This is a genomic window from Rhodopirellula sp. MGV (genome assembly GCF_002251265.1).
Classification (GTDB): domain Bacteria; phylum Planctomycetota; class Planctomycetia; order Pirellulales; family Pirellulaceae; genus Stieleria; species Stieleria baltica_A.
In genome coordinates, this window is sequence record NZ_NPDI01000061.1 from 43873 (window position 1) to 61046 (window position 17174).

Below are 17174 nucleotides of genomic sequence, written 5' to 3' on the forward strand. Positions count from 1 at the left end.
GCGATCAACTTTGGTGGTAGCGTGAACTATTCGTAGATCGGATAGAACGTGTTGAAGGCTTTTTCGCCGAAGTCGCCGGGATCATTGAAGCGCCGATCTTGGTTCATCGACGTCAAGTTCTCCATCTGTTTCTCGTTCAACTCGAAATCGAACAGAGCAAGGTTCTCGCGAAGACGATCTTTCTTTGATGTCTTGGGGACAATGGACGTCCCACGTTGAATGGCCCATCGCATCACGACTTGAGCCGGCGTGCGACCGACCTCGGCGGCAACCGACTTTGTCTCTTCGCGATCGATGACGCCTTCACCTTGTTCAGCCATACCGATCGAATAGTACGATTGTGCACCAAGGGGTGAGAACCCGGTGACATGGATGTCTTGTTCGGCGCAGTAGCGAAGCAATTTTTGCTGCGTGAGATACGGATGCAGCTCGATTTGTAACACCGATGGCTTTTGCGAGGAGGATGCGATCAAGTCGCGGATCAACGAGACACCGAAATTGCAGACACCGATATTTCGGACCAGCCCGGAGGTCTTTTGTTCGATCATCGCATTCCAAGTATCAATGATCGGTACCAAGTCTTCTTTCATCGCCGGATTTTCGGCATCCGGTTCGAAGAACCACCCCGGTGGGTATCGTTTTTCAGGAGCGACGTAGGCGAGCGAAATTGGAAAGTGAATGTGGTACAGGTCGAGATAATCCAAGCCGAGATCGGCAAGCGATTTTTCCAGCGCCGGACGGACGTGTTCAGGCCGGTGATAGGTATTCCAAAGCTTGCTCGTTACCCATAGATCCTCGCGTTTGACCAACCCTTCTTCGATAGCCGCTTGAATCCCTTTTCCTGCTTCGACTTCGTTGCCGTAGTCACAGGCGGCGTCGATATGGCGATAACCGATTTCGATCGCGTCACGAACGACTTGGGCGGTGTCAGACGGATCGATTTTCCAAATTCCCAATCCCACCGCAGGAATTTTGTCGCCGCCACTAATCGGAAACACGTCGCTCATTCAAATTACCTCGAGTCTGTTAATTGATTCTCTATGGCATCTTCCCAGACGCAGCGTGGTCTGAGAAGCCGCCGAGGTCGCGGCTTTGGGGAGTCAGAAAATGGTGCTGCAAAAGGTTGTCAATTTTCGCTACCCTGATATGCCTCTTTACCCGGCTACTTAGACGAAATTGCCAGAGCTTTTCCGATGGATCGAGACGAATCGATTGCGCGCTCGTTGCTGATGGGCTTGAGCAATGATGGCTTGGAAAACGTGTTGTCGGCGTTTCAGCCGAAATCGTTCGAAGCGGGATCGACGATCGTCCAGGCTGGTGAATCCGGTGACGAGCTGTTCCTGATCACTGCCGGACGTGTGCGGGTTTGGTCGGGAGAGGGACCAGCGGTTGCCGAGCGAACGCTCAGTATGATGGGACCAGGTGAGCACTTTGGCGAAGCATCCGTGATCTCGGGCTGTCCGCGGAGTGCGACAGTCAGCGCGATCACTTATGTTGAAACAATGGTGCTCTCTGGCGATGACTACCGTCGCTTGGTGAAAACCTATCCCGAGCTCCTTGAAAACGTCACGCGGTCGTTGACTCGTCGACTGTCGCAAATGAACGCGGCCCGGCAAAGTGACCGCAAAGCGAAGCGTGGGTTGCATTCGGTCGCGGTGATCGTTCAAAACCCCGAAGGCTGGCGACTTGCGGAAGCATTGGTGGCAACGCTACGCGCGTCGGACCGCATCATCCAACCCATAGTGGTATCAGATACCGAAAACCAATGTCCGGCAGATTTTGACCGGGACGCGATCATCGTACAGCCGCGTGATCTCGGAATCACGATCGCCGAGCGGATTGACCAATCCCTGTGTGTGACGGTCGCGCACGGGCCAGACGCGACCCATGCCGCGGTCCAGGAGTGCAACCGCGTCGTCTTTGCGGTTTCAGCAAGCCAAGGAATTTCCGAATCCAATCAAACGTATCTCGAGTCGATTCCGGTTCATCGTCGTCCAGTTCAGGCGTTGATGTTCGATGGCGATCAACCGGTACGCCCGATAATGAATCAGAGTGATACTGCGATTCGATGTCGGTTCCACGGAAAAGGCATTGCCGCGAGGTTTGATCCGGCAAGTGTGACAAGGTTGTATCGGGCGCTTGCGGGTCGCCGGATCGGACTTGCGCTCGGCGGAGGCGGTGCACGCGGCATCGCCCACATTGGTGTCTTAGAAGTCCTCCGCCGCGAAGGAATCGTGTTCGATTCGATTGCCGGAACCAGCGCCGGTGCGATCGTCACTGCCGCGATTGGAATCGGGTTCCCCGCCGAAGAAGTAGGCAATTTTTTCCGCAAAGAAATGGTGCCGCCAGCGATCATGGCCTCCCGTTCGGCACTGCGCCGCATCTTTTTATTGCACAGTTTCCGTGGCGGACGATTTGAAGCGAAGCTTCGACGTTACATGAGTCAATTGACGTTTGAGCAGGCTGATTTGCCACTCGCGATCACAACGTTGGATTTGATCAGCGGCGAGCAACAGATTCGACGCTCTGGCGATTTGGTCCAAGCGGTTTTGCAAAGTATCAATCACCCGGTCTTCGGCCGGCCGATCATTCAAGACGGTCAAATGCTGGTCGACGGAGGTGTTTTGATGAACGTCCCCGCGTCAGTGCTGCGGAGCGAGGGCTGTGACCAAGTGATTTCGATCGATGTTGGGTCCACCATCACCACCCACTATGGGAAAGATCGACGTGGCAATTTGAAGAAGCCAAGTTACTTTTCTACACTTTTGAGGGCAATGGATATCAGTCGGCGTCATTGTAGCGCCCTGCATCGCGAAGAAAGTGACCTGATAATTATCCCCCAAACCAGCGATTTTCGGATCGAAGACTTCCACGCGGTCGACGCACTCATTGATGCCGGGAGAGAGGCGGGCGAAAAGGCGGTCGAAACTGTCAAGAACTTGATCAACTGACCGCACAATGACGACCACCACGGCGAACGATACATGAACCTTGCAAACGATTTCGGACAACCATCGGCCGACGAACTGTTGGTCCAACAGATTCGCGATGGAGACGCACAAGCGTGGCAGTCGCTGATCGAACGCTACGAAGGCAGACTGCTTGCGTACACGCGTAGCCGGATCCGCGACGCCGCTGCCGCCGAAGATATCGTTCAAGAAGCGTTCGTCGGCTTCCTGGTCAGCCTGCCAAACTACGACGGAAATCGACCACTTGAAAGCTACCTGTTTTCGATCTGCGCATACAAGCTGACCGATCACTTGCGCCGCGAAGGTCGTCGCCCAACGATTCAGCTGCAAGGTCACAAGAGCAGCAGCAGCGAAATCGATCTGCCCGGCGGAGCTCGGATGGCAAGCAGTATTGCTCGAAGTGTCGAACGCAAGAATCTTGAAGCTAACGCAATCGCCCAAGCAATCGAGGAACAGATCGGGCGTTGGAAAGACTCCGGCAATTTCGTCAAACTGCAAGCGATGGAGTTAATCGTTGTGCTTGGCTGGGGCAACAAGCAAGTTGCCGAGTCCCTCGGTCTGACCGAGCAACAAGTGGCGAACTACAAAAGCGATTTCCAAATTCGCATGCGGTCGATCATTAAACGGGCTGAACTCGACGAGAGCGTTTTTCCAGAACTGGGATCGGCAGAAGCATAACCCGTTCTGTGAATCGCTAGCCGTTCGTCGGAATCATTCCGGGCATACCTGTGGTCATCAGCTCGGTTGCCGGAATCGGCGCGACACCTGCTTTCTGGCACCAGTGTCCCCAGATTGTGCGATAAGCATTCTCGACTTCCGTAACAAAACGTTGTTCATTGGCGATCGTGCGAATCACTTGGTCGCGCAGGTTCTGCCGGAGCGAGACCAATCGGTCGATGTCGCTCGCCAAGCTTGCGACTTTGACGCCATAGTCTTCTTCGTCGGCCGCAATCCAATCGGGATAACCGAGGTGGTGCACAATTCCTGCCGTTCCGCGCGACGGTCGACTGTTGCCATAGACCGCAACCAATGGAATTCCCATCCATAAGGCTTCCATCGTCGTCGTGCCCCCCGCCCAAGGCGTGGCGTCGAGGGCGATGTCGATTTCACGGTAAATTTCTAGGTAGGAATCTCCGGTGATTTGATTCCGGATTTCAATTCGAGCGTCAGCAACGCCGCGTTCGATCAGCGACGACCTTACTTCATGCATCGAAAGCTCGTTGAATTGCGTGTTGAAGAGCAGAAGTGCCGCATCGGGGCAGGCTCGTAGTGCAGCGGTCCAGTAGTCCAATGTCTTCGAAGAAATCTTGAACGGACGATGCAAAGATCCCAGTGTGATTCGGCCACGCTCGATCGAAGGGAGCTTTGAAATCTCCGGTGCATCCGGTGGCGGTTGAAATGAAAATGAACCACCCGGAATCCGAATCAGTTGCTCGGTATGGTACGTCGGTTCATCGTGTGGGTTTTGGACTTCACATGTAAAGGTGTAGTCGATCGCATCAAGCCCGGTTGTGTTTGGGTACCCAAGCCAGGAAATCTGAATCGGTGCGGGTTTGATCGACCATGCCGTCAAGCGGTTGCCGAGCGTGTGTCCGGAAAGGTCAACCAAAATGTCAATTCGATCGTCGAGGACTTGCTGTGCGACTTGTTGATCCGAATAGCCGTAGGTCACACGCCAGTGATCGGCGAGAGATTTCAATCGTTGCGTCATCTGGTCGTTAACGCCAGACTCGTAATAGCAGAATGTCTCGAACTGCTGTTTATCACGAAGACGCAATAGCGGTTCAAAGAATCGCGCGACGGCGTGCATGCGAAAGTCGCCTGACGCGTACCCAATCCGTAGAGGGCGATTGGGGGTGCGATCGTTGGTGTGAACACAAATGGGCGTTTTGCAGCCATGCAGTTCGCCCCAGCGGACATGCTCTTCGAAGATCGACTCAGGGGAGAGCGACGGATCTCCAGTCATTAGGTAACACAGACTTCCGTGCGCGTCACTCATCGCTGGATCAATGTGCAATGCCTTTTTAAAGCAATCGTATGCTTCCTGACGCCGTTCCGAATCCAAGTGCAGGTAGCCGATCGAACATAACGCGTCGGCATCGTTTGGTGACAATTGCAATCCATGTGTAAGTGCCTTTTCGGCGGCTTGCAAATCACCGAGTTCTTGCAGGGTTGTGCCAAGAAAGTGAAACGCTTTCGCCGAGTACGGGAACGCAACAGTCATCTGTTTGAACAGTTCTGCCGCATCTTCAACTTCACCGATTTGCAGGGTCGCGCGTGCATGCGTCAAGCGGGAGGCCAAGTCTTCAGGACGTGCCGGAATCACTTGATTCAGCACATCAATTGACTCTTGAAAGCGACTTTGTCTGCGAAGGCATTCCCCGAGGTTTCCGAGCACGTCAAGATTGTCTGGGTCCCGTTTCAATAAGTCCCGATAGATCACTTCGGCATCGTGGACTTGGTTTTGGCGAACCAGGCAATTCGCTAGGTTCATGGACGCTTGTGGGAAGTCGGGTTGGATCGCAAGGGCAGTCGTCAAATGTTCGCGAGCCAGTTCAGGCTGGTTCGATTCCAAATACAAGACTCCGAGGTTGCTTTGGAACTCGGCATTGTTTGGCGTGATTGAAAGGAGGTGTTTCAGCAGGCTGATTGCGTCGGCAGTATTGCCGTTCGCATGCAGGACCAAAGCCATGTGGCCGAGCATTTCGGGATCATCCCCGCCAAACGTTCTGGATTGTTGAAGACACTGAAGTGCGTCGGCGTGGGCGCCGGCGCTATAGAGGGCCATCCCCAGCAGGTGCCATGCCTGAGAATGTGTGGGCGATTCGCTGATGATCTGAATATAGATCTGCTTGGCGGAATCAAGTTGGCCGGCGCGATGCAGCATGATGGCGTTCGATAGCTGCTCGCTGTGCGAGTCGAGTGCAGGCGGTGCAGATTTCGGGCGACGTCGTTTGGGAAGTGATTTTGATTTGTTGCGTGCCATGGTCTGTACCGATGCGCCCATTCGAAGCGTCAATGAATTCGCTTAAACGCCACCGAAAACTCCGATTTGAGTGGGTGACTTGAGTGTTTTTCGGCAACGTGTCTCGGCAGTATTCACGAGTTCGACCAATTGATCGCCAGACTTAGGCCGCGTCCGAGGCGAGAACAGCTATACCGCGGCGAATGGGTTCGCTAATCGTCGGACAAAAATCTGTGGGTGCCCGCAGGATGCCGTTCCTGAGGGTTTCCGGACGAGTGTCTGGCAAGTACAGAGATGGCGGCGTTTGCACTAGAATGAGCTCACCGTTGGCGACGCTTCACCGTCGAGTCGAGCTACCTCCCTCTTAATCCCAAGGTCCCCACAATGAAACGAGCGATCACGTTTGGCCTGGTCGTTTCCCTGCTAAGTGGTCTGATGTTCGCGTCACCAAGTCACGCGGACGAGCCATCACAACAGGCGATGGAATTGGATGTCACCATTCAAGTCCGGATGCGTTACCTGATTTCATTGCCAGAGGACTATTCAGCCGACGGAAAGCCGGTGCCTTTGCTTCTGTTCCTGCATGGAGCTGGCGAACGCGGAAGCGATTTGAACAAAGTGAAAAAGCATGGTCCGCCAAAGCTGATTGAGGGCGGTAAATCAATGCCGTTTCTCGTGGTATCGCCGCAATGTGAATCGGGGCAACGGTGGGAGCCTTATCAGTTGACGGCGTTGTTGGACGAGGTCATTCGCACTCACAATGTCGACGAAAGCCGCGTCTATCTGAGCGGATTGAGCATGGGAGGCTTCGGAACATGGGCGTTGGCTGCGTACACGCCCGATCGTTTTGCAGCGATCGCACCTATCTGTGGAGGAGGCGAAAGTTTCCTCACTCGGCAAATCAAAGATGTACCGATTTGGGTATTCCACGGCGCAAAAGATAGCGTGGTTCCGCTAGAACGCTCCGAAGTGATGGTCGAAGCACTAAAGAAAGCAGGCGGCGAGCCTCGATTTACGGTCTATCCGGATGCGGAGCATGACTCGTGGACCGAGACCTACAACAATCCGGAGCTTTACACTTGGCTGCTATCACATCAGAAAAACTGATGTGAACGGTCAACAGCCCGACGCTTATGCGCTCAGCTTGACGCCCAACCGCAAAAGTTCGAGCGCCGCGTCGGCTGCCTCTTCGCCTTTGTTTCCCACGGTTCCGCCACTGCGTTGCAACGCTTGGTCGAGCGTATTGCAAGTCAGTAGTCCGAAGCCGATCGGTTTGCGAGTGGTTAGGCCGAGTTCCATGATCGCGTCGCTGACTGAGCGATTGATGTGCTCGTCGTGCGTGGTTTCGCCTTTGATCACACAGCCCAACACGACTGTCGCGATGACCTCGACGCTATCGAGTGCATTGGCGCAGACCATTGGCAATTCCCATGCGCCGGGCACACGGATCACCGATAAGCTGTCGTCACCGTAGCCGGCTTCACGCAGTGTTTTCAGACTGCCTTGGACGAGAGAATCGCAGATCGATTCGTTGTATCGGCTCGCGATGATAACAATTTTTCCGCTGGGAAGTTGTCCCTCGGTTCCGGTGATCTCAGTCGACATCCTTTACGCTCATCAAAAATTCGGCATTGTTCTGGGTCTTGGACAAACGCTTGACCAGATCACCCATCGCCTCGCTTGGTGAAACTTCAACCATCGCGCGACGTAAGGCGGAAATACGCTGGTATTCGTCTTTGTCCAACAGCATCTCTTCACGCCGGGTACCGCTGCGACTGATGTCGATTGCCGGCCAAATTCGCCGTTCGACCAATCCGCGATCCAGCACGATTTCCAAGTTGCCCGTCCCTTTGAACTCTTCAAAAATCACATCATCCATCTTGCTCCCGGTATCAACAAGAGCGGTTGCAAGGATGGTCAGTGAACCACCTTCTTCGGTTTTGCGAGCGGAACCAAAGATCGCTTTGGGTTTCTGCATCGCTCCGGCATCCAGGCCGCCGGTCAGTAGCTTGCCGGTCGATTCGCCATCGCTGTTGTGAGCTCTGGCAAGTCGTGTGATCGAGTCGAGGAATACGACAACGTCGATCCCGGACTCGACCATGCGTTTGGCTTTTTCGATCACCATTTGCGCGACTTGAATATGTCGCTGCGCCGGTTCATCGAAGGTACTGCTGATCACTTCGCACTGAGGCCCGCGAACTTCGCGTTCCATGTCGGTGACTTCTTCGGGCCGTTCGTCAATCAATAGAATAAAGACGTACGCTTCGGGATAATTGTGCAGCACGGCGCGGGCCATGTTCTGCATCAAGATCGTCTTTCCTGCGCGGGGCGGGCTTACGATCAATCCGCGCTGTCCGAAACCGATCGGCGTTAACATGTCGACGATTCTTGTCGACAGTTCTTCGACGCTATGTTCCATCATGATGCGTCGATCGGGATGGAGCGGTGTCAATTCTTCGAACGGAATGGCGGCGTTGCGCTGTGACGGGTCGCGACGGTTGATCGCTTCGATTCGCAGCAGTGCGAAGTAACGCTCGTTCTCTTTCGGTGGTCTGATTTGGCCAGCAACATGGCTCCCTGTCTGCAGTCCGAAACGGCGGATCTGGCTTGGCGAGACGTAGATGTCGTCGGGGCAGGAAACATAGTGGTGTTTGCTGCTTCGCAAAAATCCGAAACCGTCTGGCAAGATTTCCAAGGTGCCTTCGCCGTACATCAAACCGCCTGCCTTCATGCGGTTTTTCAGAATGGCGAAAATCAATTCTTGTTTGGTGATATCGTCAGGGTTTTCGATCCCCTCGCTCGTCGCCAACTCATGCAGCTCCGATTCCGGCATCGCTTGCAGTTCTGCGAGGCTGAGTTGTGGCCCGTCGTCACCGGACGGAATGCCGACGCGTTTGCCGACCTTCGTCGCCTCGCTGACAATTTCTTCAGGAAGCGAGAGTGGGTCGCGTTCGGCATCGAGTTCACGGATGCGCTGATCGACGACTTTATCGGGGTGACGCTGAACGGGACGGCCGCGTCGGTTGGTGAAGCCACGCGAATTGCTATGACGTTTATGCATGCGGTCGTCACCGCGATGGTTTTCGCCCGAAGGCCCTTTGGATTGCATGTTACTGGGGCGTCACTGGGGACGCAGGTGAAGAGAAGGAGCGGGGTTGTCAGCAAGCGCTGGGTGGGATTGAGGAGGGAATAGGTCTCCTGGTAGTGGAGACACCTCGAGACGGTCCAACTTAGTCAAAAAGCCCGACGGCGTGGTGCCGAATTGGTGGGCGCGACGAAGCAAGTCCGAATTCGGGACTTCCGTCTCCTCTCGATCGTCACATCCTTGCAACCTTGACGCGATTAGTCAGATAGGCAGTGCTTATTGAGCCCCGAAAAGAGTTCTTCGGGGCGCCGTTTCTCCAACGACAGATTCATTTTAGCGAGCTTCAGCCATTGTCGATGGAGATTTTCATGTAAAGCGTCTAAGGTCGAATCATTCCACATAACATGATTGCTGAGCCGACATTTCGTCTCTATTGCCATCTGGCAACGTTCGCGACGTTCCAATTCCTGGCGGTCCCAACCCCGGATTCTGATCCGTTGCAGCCGGATTTCGGTGCTTGTGTGAACGCACCAGATTTCGTCACACGCGAAATCCCATTGTGATTCGAACAGCAGCGGGACATCTAAAAGGGCAACTAGCGCCCCTTGCTCTGCCGCGTTCTCGATTCGCCCCAAAATACGCTGCCGCGTCGGTGGATGGACGATCGATTCGAGGTATCGCAGGTTGTCACGCTTGTCCGACGAGTCGCCAAAAACCAAGTTGGCGATTTTCGAGCGGTCCAATTGAGTCTTAGCGTCAAACTCGGATTGAACGTTTGCGTTCTCGGGTTGAGAAATAATCTCATTCCCGAAGCGACTGACTAGGGCATCGATCACCTGAGGATCTGACAAGCAATCACGTGCAATCAGATCGGCATTGATCCAGTCGGCACCAAGGCCAGCCAAGTATTCCGCAGCCGTCGATTTGCCGCCTGCCGGTGATCCAACGATTCCTAAGATGATCATCGGTCTGATCCTAAAATGATCACGGGGCTGCAATGAGTGACAAAGTTGGATTCGATCGTGGCGTGCACCGGTCGTGTCGGGCGTTTATTTCCGATACAGCCATGCCGCGCAGGCGGGGCATTCGATCAGGAATCCCAAACGAATTCGGTCGATCATGTGAGTGGTCAACATTTGGTTGCATCCGCCACACGAATCGTCTTCGATCGCCGCCAGCGCTTCGTCACCACGAGACGAGGTCAGACGAACGTATTCTGATTTTACAGAGGCAGGCACCTGCTTCTCTGCCTTGGCAAGTTCTTCGCGAATGTATTCGAGATCGGATTTGACTTTTTCCAATCGCGTTTGCACCTGCTTGGTGTGTTGCTCTTGTTCGGCGATCTTCGACTTCAACACCTTCTCGGCTTCGACGACGACTTCGTTAAGCGAATCGATTCGCTCAAGGCCTTCTAAGATTTCGTCGCTTTGCACACTGTTCGCTTGCTCGTCAGCAGCAATTTGCTCTTTCAACAAGTTGAATTCTTTGTTGCTAGCCGCCGTGTTCAATTTGGCTTTGAGCTGCTCGATATGATCTTCGCGCGACTTCAGTTGCAACTGTTTTTCATCACAAATCATTGTCGCTGATCTGACATCCGCGCGGGCGTTGTCCAGGTCTTCTTCACACTGTTGTACGATCGCTTCACTTGCTTTGATCTGACGTGGCCCACGAGCCAACTGCGATTCCAAATCACTGACTTGAAGGTGCAAGGAGTGCAGTCGTCGCAGAAGGTCACCGTCGAAGGTGATGTTTTTATCAACAGCCATGAAGAGATTGCGGTTCTGGGAAGTTAGGCAAATTGCCCGCTGGCATTCGCGAGGTAGCAATCCCCATGATACCGCCATGCGTTAAAGTTCAGAATCCGGGGACCCCAGTTTTCATTGTTGGGAGCCTAGATGGGCCAGTAGCCTTCGCCGCCGGGGAGTGCCCTTGTGATTGAAAAAAATTGCCCGCTCAGCTTCGTTAATCGTAAAAGTCCGGATTAGCGACGGCCTTTCCCAAGTCGGAAATCCTGCCAAGGCTGCGTCAATTTGTGCTTTCATCGTCGCGGCGTCGGGCTCGTCGGATTCAATCCACAGGATCAGTTTGCGACCGCCCGCCGCCGCGGTGACCACCGCTGATTTGACCCCCGAAAGTTCAGTCACTCGCTTTTCCAAATTCAACGGGTCGACCGTGTGTCCCGTCGTGAGGACCAATCGATCGTCGGCGCGTCCAAGGATCCGTAGTTGTCCAGTGACCTCGCACCGTTTGACGACATCGCCAGTGTCCAGCCAGCCGTCGGCGTTGATGCGGCTCGCTGTGGCGATTGGGTCGTCCAGGTATCGTTTCATCTGGCAAGGCCCACGGACGAAGAGCCTGTCGCTGGCGTCGATGCGATACTCCCAGCTTTCAACCAACGCTCCCGCGTGGCCGACGATCGAATCGTTGCGGGTCTGGCTGCTGATCACAGGAGCAGTTTCGGTCAAACCATAGCCTTGAATCACACACACACCACGGTCGGTCCAGGCATCAAAGAGAGCGCCGTTGAGTGCCGCACCACCGCAGCCGAGCATCTGCAGTGCATCGCATCCGATCGGGTTGTGTAGCAATCGTTCCGCCAAGCTAGGCACGACATTCGCTACCGTCGGTTGAAAACTTGGCGCGACGTCCAGCCAGCCATCGTAGCCGCGGGTGATCGCAAGCGTGCAAGCGGAAAGTAGCCATGTACCGAGGTCACAGGTTCTCGCGTAGGCATGACTGATCGAGAGAACGGTGAGTCGTCGATCGGAATGATCCTGCTCTGCGGCGCCCAACTTCGCATGGGCATTCAGATAGAGCGACTTGTGGGACAAGACGACGCCTTTGGGATCGCCACTTGATCCGCTTGTCCAAAGGATCAATGCGTCTGCATTCGGATCTGGTCGGACAATGGCAGGCCGTTCCACTGAAGAATCCACCTGCATTGACGTTGCATGTGCAATCAAGGTGCAGCAAAGATCGTGATCGATCCAGAACCCGTTGGCCTTTTCGCGGCAGCGCCGCACGTACGCCTCGCCACCCGCCGCATCAATCGGAACTTCTACCAGTCCGGCTCGAGCACATGCTAGGGCGACCAGAACATCTTCGATCGAGTTGGTGACGGCGTGGACCATCCGTCGATTACCTTTGTCACCCTGCGCGGATCCAATGGTTTGTGAAAGCTGATGCGCAAGGTTGGTAACGAATCGGTCCAGTTGTGACCACGAGATACCGTTCGCCAAGTCCGCGAATTCCGTTCGCGCGGTCCAGAGAGCCAGTTGATTGGGGTATTTCGTGGCATTGTCCCGCAGCGCATCGTCAAGTCGATCGAGATTCTTGGTAGATGGCATTTTGACTTGGCGAGGGATCCGGCGGTGCTCACGCCGTTTGCAGTTGATCGACGAAATGGGAGGTCTCGTTTTTTGCTCCCGGTTGGAACGGCTGGCTCACCATACGCGTTGCCACACCAAGGCACTAGGTACGAATCAGAAAAGGTTGCGTTTCTCGATTGACCGCAACGGTCGGGATACCGCAACTAACTCCGGGGCGGTGGATACTTCGACCGGCTTAGACAGAGGGGGCCGCCGGTCGCTAACTAAAACGACGCGTCGCACATGATTAAGATACGTTACTTCACCCACCAAGACGTCCCACCTTCAAAGCCCACCATGAAAATGTTTTTCCGACTTGCGCTGTGCTGTGTTGCACTCAGTAGTGTGTTGTGCCAGTCAAAGCTGTCTGCGGCGTCCCCTGAAACAGCACCTTCGGATGTCACCATCGCGGAACGCCGAATCCGACAAACCGTTGACAAGGCGGCAATCGATTCGGCCGGTCAAATCGTGGTTGTCTATTTCACTCCCAAAGGGACCGAGCCGGCAAAGGATTATGTCCAGCGTTTGCGCCGGATTGTGGACGAGACGTCAACGTTTTACGAAACCGAACTGGAGCACCACGGATTTGCAAATCGAAAGATGCGCGTGTTGCGTGATTCAGAAGGGCTGGTTCGAATCATCGACGTCGTTGGCGTGAATGAATTCTACGACAAGCCGGATGGCACGAAAATTCGCAACGAGATTGTCCCCGTTCTGCGCGAGCAAGGCATCAATCCCGATCAGTCAGTGCTGCTGATGTTTTGCAACTTGATGGACTACGATCCCGTTAAAAGCAGTATCACACACCACAGTCCGTACTACGGTGGCGGGACGCATTTGTCCGGTAACGCATGGCAGTGTGATTCGCAAATTCTGGACCCGCTACGCTTGGTTGATTCGACCCCGTTGCTCGACGGTCAATACGGTCGCATCACGATCGGGCGACACAACTCGATCTTTATCGGAGGCGTGATCCATGAACTCGGACATGCATTGTCGTTACCACACTGTCGCGAGCGTGTCGACCAATCGGGGCGCGGCACCGCGCTGATGGGATCTGGCAATCGGACCTTTGGTGAAGAGCGACGGGGTGAAGGCAAAGGGAGTTTCTTGACGCAAGCCCATGCGTTTCGGCTGGCTGCCCATCCGGTATTTAATTCTAAAGTTACTGATTCGTTGTTTGATCGGGTGAAGGCCGAGTTCCAAAACATCGTCGTCAGCACGGGCGACTCACCAAGCATGACGATTCGTGCGAGAGTGCATTCGGCGGTTCCGGTACATGCCGTCGTGGCGTACTTCGACGCAACTGGTGGAAGCGACTATGACGCAACAACAGCGACGGCCGTTCCTGACGCGGATGGCAATTTCGTAATGGAAAGTGGCCCGTTGCGTGTCAACAGCGGAGCGGCGCTGCGTTTGGTCGCTTGTCACGTGAATGGTGCGACGACAACGAAAACGATGAGTTACCGTGTGTCGAAAGACGGGCAGGTTGATCTCTCAACCATTCAGCTCGAAACAAGTCTCGCATCAGTGATCGAGGCGCTCTCAAAGAATGATCTGGACGCGGCGACGAAACAGCTTGAACTTGCCGCGGCAAATGACAAGGACCTACGATCGATCGGTGAACGTCTATTAGATCGCTTTCGGAACGTTACTTCGGTAGGTGATTTTGAAAGCGATAGCGTTCCCGATGCCACCGCGGTGCTGTTTTTGAACCAATTGAAGCCAGTATCCGAGACGGTCGGATGGATGCGTCCGACTTACAACCGCTTGCCGGGACGCGCCGGCGGATTGCTATCGATCGACGGCGATTACTTCGCCAACGGAATCTATGCCCACGCTCCGGCGACACACGTCTATTCTCTGAACGAACGATGGAAGCGGTTGAGCGGCCAGTGCGGAATCCAAGGTGCCAACTACGGCCAAGTCGAGTTCATCATTCAAGGCGATGGCAAGACGCTGTTCCAATCGGGTAAGGTCGGTTCCGGTGACGGAAAATCGTTCGATGTTGATGTCACCGAGGTCAAACGACTTACATTGCAGGTCACCAACGGTGGCGACGGCAACGGCGGCGATTGGGGGATTTGGATTGAACCAACCTTGCGGCGGTAAACGTCGCAGCGGCAAACCAGACGCTTCGCATCGAAGACAAAACTAGCGCAGCGGCCGCCCGGCCAACAGTTGGGCGGCATGCATGACCTTGATTGGCGTTTTTTCGCGCGAGATGATGCCTTGTAAATGCATCAGGCAACTCATGTCGGCCGACACGAGTACTTCGCTGCCTTTCCCTGAGTGGTCGGCTATGCGTGCACGTCCCATCTCGGCCGACACGTCTGCTTCATTGACGGCGAACGTGCCACCAAAACCGCAGCATTCGTCTGGCCGCTCAGGTTCGACCCATTCGATTCCATCGATCAAGTTCAATAGGTTTCGTACCTTGTTTTCTCGCGGGATCATCGATTCGCTACTTTGGCCCAACCGAAGTTCTCGCAGCCCGTGGCAACTCTGGTGTAGCGAAACGCGATGTGGAAAGCGAACGTCTAGATGCGAGACCTTCAAGACGTCGTGCAAGTATTCACACAATTCGTAAGTGTTGTCGCGAACCTGTGTGAACGCCGCGTCGTCGGGATCAAAGAACGGCGCGTAGTGGTGTCGGACCATCGACGTGCATGAGCCCGAAGGGCAGACGACCGCTTCGTAATCGGCGAAAATCTCCACCGTTCGCTTGGCGATTGGTCGTGTGTCCTCGACACATCCCGTGTTCGCCATCGGCTGGCCGCAGCATGTTTGTCCCTGTGGATAATCGACATCGACGCCCAGGCGTTCGAGCAACTCGAGACTTGCGATCGCCACGTCGGGGTACAGTTGATCGATGTAGCAGGGGACAAATAAGGCAACAGTCATTGCGAGCAAGCTAGGCGGGATTGGGAAGACGTGCCGAGACGCTGGGGCAGGACGCTAGGATGGGACGCGGCAGTGGGCATATGAGGGATGCAGTATACATCGTCGGAAGGTGGGCGTAGACGGGAGCAAGTTTCTGCCGGTTTTGAGCACTTGCCAGACTTTTCGGGAAAGAATCTCGCCAGTGTCTGCCGTTGTTGTCTCGTGTCACGCCGTGGAAAATGCAGGAACTTTCACGCAACAGGCAAATACCCCTGGGCTTGATTCGAAAAACTTTCGACAATGCCGGCGTTCCTGCAACCTGGGGGAGCGTGTAGAACCTCTGGCGATGACATTTTCAAAAATCACTTCACCGAACGACATAGCAGTGGATCGGTCACTATGAGCGAAGCAAGTTTGGACGAACAATCACGGGGCGAACAATCCGACGGTCTGGAGCACGTTTCTCACGAAGCGGCGGGCAACCCAACGGACCATGCGCCTGCCACCACTTCTGGTGAAGACTCGCCAAATATCGATGCTCCCGCGATCGATGCGCCTATCACGGATCCGGTTCAGCCGCCGTTCGAAGTCAAACTGGCTGCGCGCGTCGACCGGTTGCCGCCGTACATGTTCGGCCGTATCAACAACCTGCTGTATCAAAAGCGACGTGCGGGTGACGACGTGATCGACCTCGGCATGGGCAACCCATCCGACCCGCCGGACCCAGTCGTTGTCCAAAAGTTGCAAGACGCTGCCGCCGATCCGGGTAACCACGGCTACAGCAAGTCGAACGGGATCGCAAACCTGCGGCGCGAACTCGCTGGCAAATACCATCGCAAGTATGGCGTTCGCCTTGATCCCGATTCAGAAATCATTGCCTGCTTGGGCAGCAAAGAAGGCTTCTCGCACATGTGTTTGGCCCTGATGGGCCCTGGTGACACGGCGATGATTCCTTCGCCGTTCTTCCCCGTGCATATGTACGGCGTCATCTTGGCCTCGGGCAACGTTGTCGCTCTGGATGTTGCCGATCCTGAAAAGTTTCTTCGCAATGTTGCCTACACTTGCGAAAACATGACGCCGACGCCCAAGTTGTTGATCGTCAACTATCCACACAACCCAAGTTCGGCCGTGATCGAGCCCGAATTTTTTGTGGATGTTGTTCGCTTGGCAAAGAAGTATGGCTTCTTAGTAATTCACGACTTTGCGTACGCAGACGTCGCCTTCGACGGTTACATGCCGCCAAGCTTCTTGGCCGCGCCAGGTGCAAAAGACGTCGGTGTCGAGTTCACCACGATGAGCAAAGGCTACAACATGGCCGGCTGGCGTGTCGGTTTCTGTGCCGGCAACCCAGAGATGGTTCGTGGTCTGGGGACGATCAAAGGCTACTACGACTACGGAATGTTCCAAGCGATCCAGATCGCCGCGATCGTAGCGCTGCGTGAAACCGAAGCCGCTGTCGAAAAGCAATCGGAGATTTACCAGAGTCGTCGCGATGTGCTGGTCAGCGGACTGCGTCGATTGGGATGGGAAATGGAAGTGCCGAAAGCAGGCATGTTCGTTTGGGCTCAAGTTCCCGAGCCTTGGCGCAGCAAGATGAGCACCATGGACTTTGCAATGAAGCTGCTCGAACAAGGCAATGTCGCCGTCAGCCCCGGTAGTGGATTCGGTGCCGCCGGCGAAGGCTTCCTGCGGATGTCACTCGTCGAGAACGAACACCGCCTTCGTCAAGCAGTCCGCCAGATCGCCAAGTGCCTTAGCCAAGAAGCTTAGGCTCTATCAGCCGCTTGAAAAAACATAAGTTCCACGACGCCTCTTTCGGTGTCGATCGTGGCCTCCGATTCGCGTCTTCGCGAAGAGTGTGGTCTCAGGCAAAGTAAAAACTGGCAGACGAAATCACGCTCGGT

General features: G+C 54.8%; 13 protein-coding genes. 5 read left to right on the forward strand and 8 right to left on the reverse strand.

Annotated elements, in window-relative coordinates; all coding sequences use genetic code 11:
• Positions 1–26: 26 nt before the first annotated feature.
• Positions 27–1007 (reverse strand): aldo/keto reductase, encoded by a 981-nt coding sequence (locus CGZ80_RS21410; protein ID WP_094417723.1) that lies wholly within the window; start codon positions 1005–1007, stop codon positions 27–29.
• Between the two features lie 186 nt (positions 1008–1193).
• Between CGZ80_RS21410 and CGZ80_RS21415 the strand changes: the two genes are divergently transcribed.
• Both CGZ80_RS21415 and CGZ80_RS21420 read left to right on the forward strand, forming a co-directional pair.
• Complete coding sequence (locus CGZ80_RS21415; protein ID WP_094417724.1) at positions 1194–2951, forward strand: patatin-like phospholipase family protein; 1758 nt, start codon at positions 1194–1196, stop codon at positions 2949–2951.
• A gap of 33 nt (positions 2952–2984) precedes the next feature.
• Positions 2985–3647 (forward strand): RNA polymerase sigma factor, encoded by a 663-nt coding sequence (locus CGZ80_RS21420; RefSeq protein WP_094417725.1) that lies wholly within the window; start codon positions 2985–2987, stop codon positions 3645–3647.
• 16 nt (positions 3648–3663) lie between these two features.
• Here CGZ80_RS21420 and CGZ80_RS21425 read toward each other — a convergent pair whose 3' ends face one another.
• The gene (locus tag CGZ80_RS21425) at positions 3664–5955 is read right to left on the reverse strand and encodes a tetratricopeptide repeat protein (RefSeq protein ID WP_158222802.1); all 2292 of its coding nucleotides are present in this window, start codon (positions 5953–5955) and stop codon (positions 3664–3666) included.
• 363 nt (positions 5956–6318) lie between these two features.
• On the opposite strand from CGZ80_RS21425, the gene CGZ80_RS21430 reads away from it, so the two are divergent.
• On the forward strand, positions 6319–7041 hold the full coding sequence (locus tag CGZ80_RS21430; RefSeq protein WP_094417727.1) for a prolyl oligopeptidase family serine peptidase: 723 nt from the start codon (positions 6319–6321) through the stop codon (positions 7039–7041).
• Between the two features lie 24 nt (positions 7042–7065).
• Here the strand turns inward: CGZ80_RS21430 and ribH are convergent, their stop codons facing one another.
• The 5 genes from ribH to CGZ80_RS21455 all read right to left on the reverse strand — a co-directional run bounded on the left by ribH (position 7066) and on the right by CGZ80_RS21455 (position 12366).
• Positions 7066–7539 (reverse strand): 6,7-dimethyl-8-ribityllumazine synthase, encoded by a 474-nt coding sequence (ribH, locus tag CGZ80_RS21435; protein ID WP_094417728.1) that lies wholly within the window; start codon positions 7537–7539, stop codon positions 7066–7068.
• Positions 7529–8995: a transcription termination factor Rho gene (gene rho / locus CGZ80_RS21440; protein WP_094417753.1), complete on the reverse strand. Its 1467-nt coding sequence runs from the start codon at positions 8993–8995 to the stop codon at positions 7529–7531. The genes ribH and rho overlap by 11 nt, the downstream gene beginning before the upstream one ends.
• A 281-nt stretch (positions 8996–9276) precedes the next feature.
• On the reverse strand, positions 9277–9984 hold the full coding sequence (coaE, locus tag CGZ80_RS21445) for a dephospho-CoA kinase (RefSeq protein WP_094417729.1): 708 nt from the start codon (positions 9982–9984) through the stop codon (positions 9277–9279).
• 84 nt (positions 9985–10068) lie between these two features.
• A complete protein-coding gene (locus tag CGZ80_RS21450) occupies positions 10069–10785 on the reverse strand; it encodes a zinc ribbon domain-containing protein (RefSeq protein ID WP_094417730.1) in 717 nt (238 codons plus the stop codon).
• A gap of 111 nt (positions 10786–10896) precedes the next feature.
• Positions 10897–12366 (reverse strand): class I adenylate-forming enzyme family protein, encoded by a 1470-nt coding sequence (locus CGZ80_RS21455; protein WP_094417731.1) that lies wholly within the window; start codon positions 12364–12366, stop codon positions 10897–10899.
• Positions 12367–12630: 264 nt separating this feature from the next.
• Here CGZ80_RS21455 and CGZ80_RS21460 point away from each other — a divergent pair, with 264 nt between their 5' ends.
• Positions 12631–14499 (forward strand): NPCBM/NEW2 domain-containing protein, encoded by a 1869-nt coding sequence (locus tag CGZ80_RS21460; RefSeq protein WP_233148574.1) that lies wholly within the window; start codon positions 12631–12633, stop codon positions 14497–14499.
• Positions 14500–14541: 42 nt separating this feature from the next.
• Here the strand turns inward: CGZ80_RS21460 and CGZ80_RS21465 are convergent, their stop codons facing one another.
• Complete coding sequence (locus tag CGZ80_RS21465; protein ID WP_094417733.1) at positions 14542–15291, reverse strand: (Fe-S)-binding protein; 750 nt, start codon at positions 15289–15291, stop codon at positions 14542–14544.
• A gap of 378 nt (positions 15292–15669) precedes the next feature.
• Here CGZ80_RS21465 and CGZ80_RS21470 point away from each other — a divergent pair, with 378 nt between their 5' ends.
• Positions 15670–17040, forward strand: coding sequence for an aminotransferase class I/II-fold pyridoxal phosphate-dependent enzyme (locus CGZ80_RS21470; RefSeq protein WP_094417754.1), 1371 nt, complete (start codon positions 15670–15672; stop codon positions 17038–17040).
• Positions 17041–17174 lie beyond the last annotated feature (134 nt).